This is a genomic window from Bradyrhizobium embrapense (genome assembly GCF_001189235.2).
Taxonomy (GTDB): Bacteria; Pseudomonadota; Alphaproteobacteria; order Rhizobiales; family Xanthobacteraceae; genus Bradyrhizobium; species Bradyrhizobium embrapense.
Window position 1 is genome coordinate 528310 of record NZ_LFIP02000001.1, and the last position, 12062, is coordinate 540371.

Genomic DNA, 12062 nt, shown 5'->3' on the forward strand with positions numbered 1-12062 from the left:
TCGCGCCAAATCAGCTTTTCGCGACCGGCGGCAACAGTGCCTGGAGCGCTTCGGCGCGCGAACGCAGGCTCGGCGGCGTCTCGCCGTCATTGGCAATCTGGTCGAGCCACTGCCGCGCGGCGGTGGCATCGTTGGCGCGCCAGGCCGACAGCGCCAGCAGCTCGCGCGCGGAGTGGCGGAACGTCGAATCCTTGGACGTCGCCATCGCCTCGAGCCGTTGCACCATGTTCGGATAGGTCGTGGTGTCCATCACCATCTGCGCGGCGCGGATCCGCGCCAGATCCTGATCGGGGCCGCCGACGCTGCGGTCGGCCGCGATCTCGTCATAGAGTTTCGCAGCGGCCGGCTGATCGCGGGTTGCGACCTCGGCGGCCATGCGCAGCCGCGCCAGGTTGCGGTAACCGGACGGCGCCTTGGTGATCAGGTCGGCGAACGCAGCCTCGGCCTCGGCGTGCTTGTTCTGGTCCGACAGTTCGACGGCGCGGTCGAACGCCGCACCGGCCACGGCGGCCTTCTGGGCCTCGAGATATTGGTAGCCACGCCAGCCACCGACGCCGGCGACCACCAGGATCGCCAGCGCGATGATGAAAAGCGAGTACTTGTCCCACAGCTGCTTGAGCTGATCGCGACGGACTTCCTCGTCGACTTCGTCAAATAATTCAGACACTTAAAGCTATCCCATCCCCTCGGGACCGCGAATCTCGGCGGAGCGCAGCCCCTACCTGATCCCCACATCGCGGCGGCGTTACCCTAACGGTGTGGCGGAGGCAAGGCAAAGCGAGGCGGATCAAAGCGTTAACCGGGGAGTTTGTCCTACGCCGCGCTACACCCCTGCCGAGATGCTCTCCCTGAGCTGGCGCTTGATCACCTTGCCGTTGGCGTTGCGCGGCAGTGGCTCTGACGTCAGCGCCATCGTCTCCGGCACCTTGTAGTCGGAGAGACGCTCGGCGCACCAGGCGCGCAGGCTCTCGGGACTCACCTCCGTGCGGGTCACGATCACGGCGTGGACGCGCTCGCCGAGCACCGGGCACGGTTTTGCGATGATCGCGCTCTCGATCACGGCCGGGTGGCCGGCCAGTACGGACTCGACCTCGGCGGAATAGATCTTCAGACCGCCGCGGTTGATCATGTCCTTCTGACGGTCGAACACGCGGACGAAATTGTCGGCATCGACCGAGCCGAGATCGCCGGAATGCCAGAACCCTGCGGTGAAGCTTTCCGCGGTCGCGTTGGGATTATTCCAGTAGCCCTTGATGACGGAGGCGCTGCGGATCCAGAGCTCGCCGATCTCGCCGCGCGGCACCTCGCGGCCGTCGGCGCCCATCACGACGATCTCGGCACCGGGACACGGCAGGCCGACGCTGTCGATATGGGCGGCGGTCAATTCGCCCGGCATCAAGGTCGAGGGCGACGTGGTCTCGGTCGCGCCGTAGCAGTTCGCGAGCTTGAGCCCGGGAATCTTGGCGTCGAGCTTTTCGATGGTCGCAACCGGCATCGGCGCGCCGCCGAAGCCGCCGATCCGCCAGCTCGACAGATCGGTGCTGTCGAAATCCGGCTGCATCAGGCAGAGATTGTACATCGCCGGCACCATCACGGTGTAGGTGACGCGCTCGCGCGCCGCGACCTTCAGATATTCCGAGGCCTTGAACTCCGGCATGATGATCAGCGCGCCGGCGCAGCGCGCCATGGTGGTGACGTTGGCGACCGCGCCGGTGACATGGGCGAGCGGCACCGCGGCGATCGAGCGATCGGCCTTGGTCAGTTTCAGGCACGATGCAAACACCATCGAGGAGTGAATGATGTTGCAATGGGCGAGCATCGCACCCTTCGGCCGCCCCGTGGTGCCCGAGGTGTAGAGGATCATCGCGGTGTCCTCTTCCCTCACCTCCGCCGGCGCTGGCGGTGGAGCATGGTCGCGCAAGGCAGCGAATTGCGACGCACCGTCGTCGCTGACCGAGACGCGATGCAAAAGGCCGGGAATGTCGGCAGCGTCGGGGACGCGGTCGGCCAGCGTCGCCTCATGGACCAGACACTTCGCGCCGCAATCGTTCAGCACATAGGCGATCTCGGGTTTCTGCTGGCGCGTCGAGAGCAGCACTGTCACCAGCCCGGCATGGGCAGCCGCGAACATCGTCAGCACGAACTCGATGCGGTTGCCGAGCAGGATCGCGACGCGGTCGCCGGGCACAAGGCCGAGCCTGGCAAAGCCGGCTGCGACCTTCGCGGATTGCTCGGCGACCTCGCGCCAGTTCAAGCGCTGATCGCCGCAGACCAGCGCCTCGCCGTCGCCGTTCTGCGCGACGGCATCCGCGATCATCGCCCACAGGCTGGCCGGCCGCTCGACAAACGCCGGCACGACGCGGTCGCCGAAGCGCGGCTCGAGCCGCATCGGCGGCAATGCGTGTTGCGACCAGTCCATATCAGCCTCGTCAGCTCTTCTTCATGCCGTAGACATGCTCCGGCCCTGGAAAGGCGCGGCTTTTCACGTCGCGCGCATAGCCTGCAATCGCTTCCTCGATCATCGGCCCGAGATTGCCGTAGCGGCGCACGAATTTCGGTGCACGCGGTGACAGGCCGAGCATGTCCTCCAGTACCAGCACCTGGCCGTCGCACGCAGCGCTGGCGCCGATGCCAATGGTGGGCACGGCGATCGATTGCGTGATCTTGCGCGCCAGCGGCTCGGCGACCGCCTCGACCACGATCGAGAAGGCGCCGGCTTCCGCGATCGCCTTGGCGTCGTTCTCGATCGGCGCCCAGCTCTCCTCCTCGCGGCCCTGCGCGCGGAACGAGCCGAGCGTGTTGATCGACTGCGGCGTCAGGCCGATATGGCCCATCACAGGAATACCGCGCTCCGACAGGAACGCCACCGTCTCCGCCATCCGCGCGCCGCCCTCGAGCTTGACCGCGCCGCACAGCGTTTCCTTCATGATCCGCACCGCCGACCGGAACGCCTGCTCTTTCGATTCTTCGTAGGAGCCGAATGGCATGTCGACCACGACCAGCGCAGCCAGCGAGCCGCGCATCACGGCACGGCCCTGCAAGATCATCATGTCGAGGGTAACCGGCACCGTGGTCTCGAAGCCGTGCATCACATTGCCGAGGGAATCGCCGACCAGGATGGCATCGCAATGGCGGTCGACCAGTGCTGCGGTGTGCGCATGGTACGACGTCAGCATCACGATCGGCTCGCCGTTCTTGCGGGCGCGCAGGTCGGGCGCGGTCTTGCGCTTGATGGCGGATTGAACAGACATAGTCAGGCTCCCATGACAGGCACGCCGATCACGACCGGGTGGAACGCAAACGCAAGCGCCAGGTAGACGATGACACCGACCGCGATCGCGATCAGGTCGTTGGTTGGGCCGCCCACCGGAATCGGCGGCGCGCCGGCATCCGCGCGGCGCTTCAGCGAGATGCGGTCATAAACCGCCCAGCCGAGAAACGAGCCGAACAGGATGATCGAGCCGAGATCGCCATTGGCGAGCAGATGCGCGAACGCCCACAGCTTCACGCCCGCCAGCATCGGATGCTTGACGGTGGTGTAGATGCGGCCGCGGATATAGGAGGCGACGACGAGGATGACGGCGGGCAACATCAGCGCCACCGTGATGTGGCGAAGCGCGGTCAGAAGACCTGCGGGCACTTTATCTTCCCACACGGGAATCATGCCCGTAGCACGGTACTGGCCGAAGCCCCAGATGATCAGGGCGAGCCCTGCGAACGACACCAGCGAATAGATGCCCTTATAGGCGCCCTCGCCCATCGCTTTGACGAAGCCGGCGCGCAGCTCGCGCAGACTGGTCAGCACATGGATGCCGAGGAACAGCACGAGACCCAGGATCATGACGAGCAGTCCCACGATGTTCCTCCCTGATTGTTAGTGTCTTCGCGTAACATCTTCGCCGGGCGGGTGGCAATGCGTCACGCCGGGTCGCGGATCACGGATTGCCGGCCGGCTTGCCACCCTGTATTCCGTTCTACCGCACAAGTGATCTATCGAGTCGGCGACCGAACCATCAACCTCGCGAGATAGTATCATATGAACTGGCAGGTTTTGTTATCAGCATTGATAGGCAGCTCTGTGCCGGGCTTGTTGATGGGCGTCTACTTCAACCGATCGCTGGAGCGCATGAAGGGCAACATGCAGCGTGACATTATTAAATCCACAAAATGGCACGAACGGCGTATCGATGCGGTGATTGCGATCTACGAAGCGTTCGAAACTCATCTCGAATTCTTACGCAAGCACCTCTATTGGAACGGCGAAAAAGGACCAGTAGATTCAATCCACGCATTCCCAAAAATCATCGCCAAAAATATCATGTTTCTTGACGACGACCTCGCAGAGACCGTCCTCAGTTATCAAGGTCAACTAGTTTCGTTTTGGAACGATACGATCGCCAATGACGCGGTTGCCGACGAACATACAAGGGAAAAGCTCGACTATGAGCTACCCGCGCTTTTACCGAAGCTTCGCCGAGCAATTAATAAAAGTATGGACCCCCAATTTAGCAATCCTAATCCAAAACACTTCATTCTAAAGTTTTGGGAAGCCGGAGAACCGACACCTTTCAACACTTAATGGATTCCGCCGAGTTGGACGGCAATCGTACCAGCCAAGTCACCAGACTATGATGTGCCGAGTTTCACACCGCCACTTATTGACGTTGTTTGTCTGTTGATTAGGACATGAAAAAAGAAACCGGCACTGCCCAAGCAGGTTCGATTATCATTGCGTGATTGGGAACAACTGCGCCGCGTCGCATTTCGAATGCACGTGCCGATGGCGACCCATCTTCTCGAAGATGATCAACGAACATCTATGAGCCAGGAAAGCCGCGTTATGGACATGCTCTCTGCTGGCTGGGTGTGCCAGAAGACGTTCTGGGATTCTTACACGCGAAGCCCGCGCAAGCGTCGCGCTGAAGCGGCAATCGAAGCTAAGCCCGAAATTGAAACGCGCAAATGCATCCACGGGCTCAAGAAGAGTTTTGACTACCGTTTTGTGCCGAAGGACCCAACTTTGTTCTCTTAAGCTCCGGCTATCCTGTTTCTCGGGTCAATCGACGGATCAGAGCCATCGCTGCCACGAACGCCGAAAGCGTCGCTGCATCGATCGTGAGGTGGAAGTTGTTGAGCAAGTTCACCGTGAGCATTCTTTTCTCCCTGTTCCAGGACTCAAGAATGCCGCTGACTCAGTTAAAATATTCTTCAGTATGCGGGCTGAAATCGATCACGACCTCGTGAAGTGAAAGGGATTTTTAACCGACGCACCGGAGAGAACGAACCAAGGCCCGGAGGCTTAAAAGAGACACTTCAGAATATACAGCTGCGTTATCAATGAGTTGCCTGCTTTAGTTCGCGGTTGTCGACATAGCGGATCATTATCGGGCGGCCGGCGAGCGCGCCGCCGAGCCCGCCGGTGAATTTCAGCGGCAGGCAGGCGCCGAGCGAGGCGTTGATCGCGTTGAGGTAGGTGGTGCGGGTATCGGCCGGGACGCCCCGCGTCGAAAACGTCAGGCGCGGCGCGCCGATCATTTCGCCGGATCGTTTGAAGCTGAAGCGCACCGACATCTGCATGCCCGCATGCGCGTCGTCTGGCGGCGGCGGCGCCCAGCAGGCGCGGAGCGCGGCAAAGAGGTCGCCGATGGTATTGAGATCATGATCCGGCTTGCGGTACTTCTCGGCCTGCCCCTCGGGCGGCACGGTCAGGATCGTGAGCTGGAGATTTTCGCCGTACGGATAATCCATCTCGGGAAAGCACGGCCCGTGATTGAACACGCTGCAATAGGACGGGACGCAAGGCCCTTCGTCGAGCACGCTGCAAGGCGTGTGTGCGAACGGCGCCGGGTCAGTCTGCTGCCGCTGCTGCGCCGAGGCGGCGCCTGCGAGCGTAAAGGCCAGCACGGCAAAAGCGAGACGGATGGCGAGGCGTCGGAGCATGCAGACGGACCCGGATTGCGCTCCGGGGAACATGGTACCGCGGCCGGACCGGAGCAAGCGGCGCCGGTTCACGTCCTCGCGCTTTTCTCGCCACAACCCCGCTGTCATCGCCCGGCTCGACCGGGCGATCCAGTATTCCAGAGACGGCTGTGATTGACCGATAGGCCGCGGCGTACTGGGTCCCCCGGTCGAGCCGGGGGACGACACTGAGGATGCGGCACGGCACCGCCTCTTCTCGTCCTCGCGCTTGTCTCGCCACAACCTCGCTGTCATCGCCCGACTTGATCGGGCGATCCAGTATTCCAGAGACGGCTGTGATTGACCGATAGGCCGCGGCGTACTGGGTCCCCCGGTCAAGCCGGGGGACGACACTGAGTACACTGGGCCTTACGCTTTCTTCTTCACGTCCTTGACGTTGGAGAAGGTGATGCCCTCGGCGCGCTCGCGGGTGTAGCCGAGATAGAACTCGTTCTTGGCCATGAACACCGGATCGCCGTCGACATCGTCGGCGATGCCGGAATTGTTGGCGGCGACGAAGGCCTCTAACTTCTTGCGGTCGTCGGAGGAAATCCAGCGCGCCAACGAGAATTCGCTGACCTCGAACTCGACCGGCAGCGAATATTCGGCGTCGAGCCGCGCCTTCAGCACGTCGAGCTGCAGCGGGCCGACCACGCCGACCAGCGCCGGCGCGCCGTCGCGCGGACGGAACACCTGCACGACGCCCTCCTCCGACATCTGCTGCAAGGCTTCCTTCAGCTTCTTGGCCTTCATCGCATCGGTCAGGCGAACGCGGCGGACGATTTCCGGCGCGAAGCTCGGCACGCCGACGAAGGTCAGATCCTCGCCCTCGGTCAGGGTGTCGCCGATCCGCAAGGTGCCGTGGTTGGGAATGCCGACGACGTCGCCGGCGAACGCCTCGTCCGCCACCGAGCGATCCTGGGCAAAGAAGAATTGCGGGCTCGACAGGCTCATGTTCTTGCCCGTGCGAACCAGCTTGGCCTTCATGCCGCGGCTGAGTTTTCCGGAGCATAGCCGGGCGAAGGCGATGCGGTCGCGGTGGTTCGGATCCATGTTGGCCTGGATCTTGAACACGAACGCGCTCATGCGCGGCTCTGAAGCCTCGACCTTGCGCAGATCGGAATCCTGCGCGCGCGGCGCCGGTGCGAACTTGCCGAGGCCTTCCAGCAAGTCGCCGACGCCGAAATTGCGCAGCGCGCTGCCGAAATAGACCGGCGTCAGATGGCCCTCTCGGAACGCCGCGAGCTCGAACGGCTTGCAGGCTTCCGAGACCAGCGCGAGCTCGTCCTTGACCTCGGCGACGTCGAGATTGGGGTTGCGCTTGCCGAGATCGGCGATGTCGATCTGCTCAGTGGCGCCGGTCTTGGCGCCGCCGCCCTCGAGCAGCCGCACGCCGCCATTGACGACGTCGTAGGTGCCGAGGAAGTCGCGGCCACGGCCGACCGGCCAGGTCATCGGCGTGGTGTCGAGCGCCAGCGTCTTCTCGATCTCGTCGAGCAGCTCAAAGGTGTCGCGGCTCTCGCGGTCCATCTTGTTGATGAAGGTGATGATCGGGATGTCGCGCAACCGGCACACCTCGAACAGTTTTCGGGTGCGCGCCTCGATGCCCTTGGCGGCGTCGATCACCATAACCGCGGAATCGACCGCGGTCAGCGTGCGATAGGTGTCTTCCGAAAAGTCCTCGTGGCCCGGCGTGTCCAGGAGGTTGAACACCAGGTCGTTGAACTCGAAGGTCATCACCGAGGTGACGACCGAGATGCCGCGCTCGCGCTCGATCTTCATCCAGTCCGAGCGCGTGTTGCGACGCTCGCCCTTTGCCTTGACCTGACCCGCGAGGTTGATGGCGCCGCCGAACAGCAGCAGCTTTTCCGTCAGCGTGGTCTTGCCGGCGTCCGGGTGCGAGATGATCGCAAAGGTGCGCCGGCGCGCCACTTCCTCAGACAGTGGCGAGCGGGACGGCGATTCGGTTGAAACAGCGGTATCGGACATGGCGGGGCAGCGTTTGGCAGGGAAAACGGGCGCAATCAAGGGCGTTTTGTCGCAATGCGGAATGGCCGCACCATCCTCATATAGGCATGGGAAGGACGACCTTTCCTCACCATACCATCCGCGGGGACGACCCTGCCTTATCCGGAGGGTTCGTCATGGCTTGGGCCATTCTGTTCACCGCGGGCCTGCTCGAGATCGGCTGGGCGATCGGGCTGAAATATACCGACGGTTTCTCGCGGCTGGTGCCGTCGGTGCTGACACTGGCGGCGATGGCCGGCAGCGTGATCCTGCTCGGCATCGCGCTGAAGACGCTGCCGATTGGAACCGCCTATGCGGTCTGGACCGGGATCGGCGCGGTCGGCACCGCGGCGCTCGGCATCATCCTGCTCGGCGAACCCGCAACCGCGATGCGGCTTGCCAGCATCGGGCTGATCGTCGCCGGCATCGTCGGGCTGAAGCTGGTCGGATAGTTATTTGAGGACCTGCACCGCCCAATAGGTCGCGGCGGCGACCGCGGCCGACGCCGGGATCGTGATCACCCAGGCATAGACGATCGAGCTCGCCACGTTCCAGCGCACGGCGGAGAGCCGCCGTGCCGCGCCGACGCCGACGATGGCGCCGGTGATGGTGTGGGTGGTCGATACCGGCACCCCGAGATAGGTCGCGATGAACAGGGTCGCGGCGCCGCCGGTTTCGGCGCAGAAGCCCTGCATCGGCGTCAGCTTGGTGATCCGCAGCCCCATGGTGCGGACGATCCGCCAGCCCCCCATCAAGGTGCCGAGCGCCATCGCGCTCTGGCAGGCGAGCACCACCCAGAACGGGATCTCGAAGGTGTCGCCGAGATGGCCCTGCGAATAGAGCAGCACGGCGATGATGCCCATGGTCTTCTGCGCGTCGTTGCCGCCATGGCCGAGCGAATAGAGCGAGGCCGAGGCGAATTGCAGGATGCGGAAGGCGCGATCGACCGCGAACGGCGTCGAGCGCACCGACAGCCAGGACACGATCGCAACCAGCACCAGCGCCAGCAGGAAGCCGACCAGCGGCGACAGCACGATCGCGAGCAAGGTCTTGGTCAGCCCGCTCCACACCGCCGCCGAGATGCCCGCCTTCGCCATGCCGGCGCCGACCAGGCCGCCGATCAGCGCGTGCGAACTCGACGAGGGAATGCCCAGCGCCCATGTGATCACGTTCCAGACGATCGCGCCGACCAGTGCAGCGAAGATCACGGTCGCGTCCACCACCGCCGGATCGATGATCCCGGTGCCGATCGTGTTGGCAACGTGCAGGCCGAACACCGCGAAGGCGACGAAGTTGAAGAAGGCCGCCCAGAACACCGCATATTGCGGCCGCAGCACCCGGGTCGAGACGATGGTTGCGATCGAGTTCGCGGCGTCGTGCAGCCCGTTCAGGAAATCGAACAGCAGCGCGACCGCGATCAGAATGGTCAGGACGGGAAGACCCAGCGTGGCGTCCAACTGATGGCCCTGCCCTAAACCTGTTCAATCACGATCGAGTTGATCTCGTTGGCGACATCGTCGAAGCGGTCCGCCACCTTCTCGAGGTGATCGTAGATCTCCGCGCCGACAATGAAGTCCATCGTGTTGGCGTCGCGGTGCTTCAGGAACAACTCCTTGAGCCCGATGTCCTGGAGATCGTCGACCCGGCCCTCGAGCTTGGTCAGCTCCTCGGTGATCTGGGTCAGCATCGAGACGTTATGGCCGATCGATTGCAGCAGTGGCAGCGCGCGGCCGACCAGATTGGCGCATTCGACGATCAGGCCGCCCATCTCGCGCATCGGCGGCTCGAACTCGCGCACCTCGAACAGCATCACCGCCTTGGCAGTCGCCTGCATCTGGTCGACCGCGTCGTCCATCGCGGTGATCAGGTTCTTGATGTCGCTGCGGTCGAACGGGGTGATGAAGGTGCGGCGGACCGCGGTCAGCACTTCGCGGGTGACGCTGTCGGCATCGTTCTCGAACTGATTGACGCGCTGGCAATAGACCGGCGTTTCCTCCCCGCCCCTCAGCATGTCCTGCAGCGCCTTCGCACACTGCACGGAGGTCTGGGCGTGGCGGGCGAACAGGTCGAAAAATCGCTCTTCCTTGGGCAGGAAAGCGCGAAACCAGCGCAGCATGTCTCAGTTCCATCGTTCCGGGACAGCCCTTTTAGCGACTGTCACAAAACTGTCATAGAACAAATTGCGCTGAATGCGCCCGGGCTTGACTGCCCGAATGGGCGGTCATCCACTGCTATATCGAAGGAGGCCGCGGTCCCCTGCCCCTAAAGCGACCGGCGCAGCAGGTGGGCCAGCTCGCCGACCAGGCCGCGCCGGAACAAGAGCACGCAGGCCACGAAGATCACGCCCTGGATCACCGTCACCCACTGGCCGAAACCGGCGAGATATTGCTGCATGGCAATGATCACGAACGCGCCGACCACCGGTCCGAAGATGGTGCCGAGGCCGCCGACCAGCGTCATCAGCACGATTTCACCGGACATCGACCAGTGCACGTCGGTGAGCGAGGCGTTCTGCGCCACGAACACCTTCAGCGAGCCGGCAAAGCCCGCCAGCGTGCCCGACAGGATGAAGGCCAGCAACTTGTACTGGTCGGTCTTGTAGCCGAGCGAAATCGCGCGCGGCTCGTTCTCGCGGATCGACTTCAGCACCTCGCCGAACGGCGAGTTGATGGTGCGGTAGATCAAGAGGAAGCCGGCGAGAAAGCCGACCAGCACGACGTAATAGAGCACGATCGGCTTGGAGAGATCGAAGATCCCGAGCAGGTGGCCCTGCGGGATGCCCTGGATGCCGTCTTCACCGTGGGTGAACGGCGCCTGCAGATAGAGGAAGTAGAGCAGCTGCGACAGCGCCAGCGTGATCATAGAGAAGTAGATGCCCTGCCGCTTGATCGAGATGTAGCCGGTGACGAGGCCGAGCAAGGCCGCCGCGGCGGTGCCGACCACGATGCCGAGCTCCGGCGACAGCCCCCACACCTTCAGCGCATGCGCCGAGACGTAGCCGGCGGTGCCGAGGAACATGGCGTGGCCGAACGACAGCAGGCCGCCATAGCCGATCAGGAGGTTGAACGCGCAGGCGAGCAGCGCAAAGCACAGCGCCTGCATCACGAAGAAGGGATAGACCCCCGTGAACGGCACCACCGCCAGCAGCGCCGCCATCACGGCGAATACGATCATCTCGTCGCGCATCGCGCGCGGCGTCATCGGAAGTGTATCGTCGGTCAATGCTGACATATCAGGCCGCCCGTCCCGTCAGTCCCGTTGGCTTCACCAGCAACACCACCACCATCAGGACAAACACCACGGTGTTGGAGGCCTCGGGATAAAAATACTTGGTCAGTCCCTCGATCACGCCGAGCGCGAAACCGGTGATGATCGAACCCATGATCGAGCCCATGCCGCCGATCACGACCACCGCGAACACCACGATGATGAGATCGGCGCCCATCAGCGGGCGGACCTGGTTGATCGGCGCCGACAGCACGCCGGCGAGCGCGGCAAGACCGACGCCGAGCCCGTAGGTCAGCGTGATCATGCGCGGTACGTTGATGCCGAAGGCCCGCACCAGCGTCGGGTTCTCGGTGGCCGCGCGCAAGTAGGCGCCGAGCTGCGTCTTCTCGATCAGGAACCAGGTCGCAAGGCACACCACCAGCGAGAAGATCACCACCCAGCCGCGATAGATCGGCAGGAACATGAAGCCGAGATTGACGCCGCCCTTGAGCTGATCCGGGATCGAGTAAGGCAGGCCCGAGGAGCCGAAATAGTTCTGGAACACGCCCTGCACGATCAGCGCGATGCCGAACGTCAACAGCAGTCCGTAGAGATGGTCGAGGCCGGCGAGCCATTGCAGCATGGTCCGCTCCAGGATCATGCCGAAGATGCCGACGATGACAGGAGCGATGAGCAGCGCCCACCAGTAGTTGATGCCGCCCAGATTGAGCAGGAAATACGCCACGAAGGCGCCCATCATGTAGAGCGCGCCGTGCGCGAAATTGATGATGTTGAGCATGCCGAAGATGACGGCGAGCCCCAGACTGAGCAGCGCGTAGAACGAGCCGTTGATCAGTCCCACCAGAAGCTGTGCGTAGAGAGCCTGCATC

General features: G+C 63.2%; 13 protein-coding genes. 3 read left to right on the top strand and 10 right to left on the bottom strand.

Going from position 1 to position 12062, the window contains the following annotated elements:
- Nucleotides 1–10: 10 nt before the first annotated feature.
- From AKN83_RS02845 to AKN83_RS02860, 4 genes are all read right to left on the bottom strand, one after another.
- Nucleotides 11–667, bottom strand: coding sequence for a tetratricopeptide repeat protein (locus AKN83_RS02845; protein ID WP_050406461.1), 657 nt, complete (start codon nt 665–667; stop codon nt 11–13).
- 156 nt (nt 668–823) lie between these two features.
- Nucleotides 824–2419, bottom strand: a complete 1596-nt coding sequence (locus tag AKN83_RS02850) for a class I adenylate-forming enzyme family protein (RefSeq protein WP_050406462.1) — start codon at nt 2417–2419, stop codon at nt 824–826.
- Between the two features lie 10 nt (nt 2420–2429).
- Nucleotides 2430–3251 (bottom strand): 3-methyl-2-oxobutanoate hydroxymethyltransferase, encoded by an 822-nt coding sequence (panB, locus tag AKN83_RS02855; RefSeq protein ID WP_050406463.1) that lies wholly within the window; start codon nt 3249–3251, stop codon nt 2430–2432.
- Between the two features lie 2 nt (nt 3252–3253).
- A complete protein-coding gene (locus AKN83_RS02860; protein ID WP_050406464.1) occupies nt 3254–3856 on the bottom strand; it encodes an NnrU family protein in 603 nt (200 codons plus the stop codon).
- 180 nt (nt 3857–4036) lie between these two features.
- Here AKN83_RS02860 and AKN83_RS02865 point away from each other — a divergent pair, with 180 nt between their 5' ends.
- The gene (locus AKN83_RS02865; protein WP_050406465.1) at nt 4037–4579 is read left to right on the top strand and encodes a hypothetical protein; all 543 of its coding nucleotides are present in this window, start codon (nt 4037–4039) and stop codon (nt 4577–4579) included.
- Between the two features lie 150 nt (nt 4580–4729).
- Nucleotides 4730–5032 (top strand): hypothetical protein, encoded by a 303-nt coding sequence (locus AKN83_RS02870; protein WP_157113177.1) that lies wholly within the window; start codon nt 4730–4732, stop codon nt 5030–5032.
- Between the two features lie 302 nt (nt 5033–5334).
- On the opposite strand, the gene AKN83_RS02875 is transcribed toward AKN83_RS02870, so the two are convergent.
- Complete coding sequence (locus AKN83_RS02875) at nt 5335–5940, bottom strand: hypothetical protein (RefSeq protein ID WP_050406467.1); 606 nt, start codon at nt 5938–5940, stop codon at nt 5335–5337.
- Nucleotides 5941–6327: 387 nt separating this feature from the next.
- A complete protein-coding gene (locus tag AKN83_RS02880) occupies nt 6328–7947 on the bottom strand; it encodes a peptide chain release factor 3 (protein WP_050406468.1) in 1620 nt (539 codons plus the stop codon).
- A gap of 155 nt (nt 7948–8102) precedes the next feature.
- Here AKN83_RS02880 and sugE point away from each other — a divergent pair, with 155 nt between their 5' ends.
- A complete protein-coding gene (sugE, locus tag AKN83_RS02885; RefSeq protein WP_050406469.1) occupies nt 8103–8417 on the top strand; it encodes a quaternary ammonium compound efflux SMR transporter SugE in 315 nt (104 codons plus the stop codon).
- Here sugE and AKN83_RS02890 read toward each other — a convergent pair whose 3' ends face one another.
- The 4 genes from AKN83_RS02890 to AKN83_RS02905 form a co-directional block, all read right to left on the bottom strand.
- Nucleotides 8418–9422, bottom strand: coding sequence for an inorganic phosphate transporter (locus AKN83_RS02890; RefSeq protein ID WP_050406470.1), 1005 nt, complete (start codon nt 9420–9422; stop codon nt 8418–8420). It abuts the gene before it with no gap.
- A gap of 14 nt (nt 9423–9436) precedes the next feature.
- Complete coding sequence (locus AKN83_RS02895) at nt 9437–10081, bottom strand: DUF47 domain-containing protein (RefSeq protein ID WP_050406471.1); 645 nt, start codon at nt 10079–10081, stop codon at nt 9437–9439.
- A gap of 146 nt (nt 10082–10227) precedes the next feature.
- Entirely contained in the window at nt 10228–11196 is a 969-nt protein-coding gene (locus tag AKN83_RS02900) for a branched-chain amino acid ABC transporter permease (protein ID WP_050406472.1), read from the bottom strand.
- A gap of 1 nt (nt 11197) precedes the next feature.
- Complete coding sequence (locus tag AKN83_RS02905) at nt 11198–12061, bottom strand: branched-chain amino acid ABC transporter permease (protein ID WP_050406473.1); 864 nt, start codon at nt 12059–12061, stop codon at nt 11198–11200.
- Nucleotide 12062: the final 1 nt, after the last annotated feature.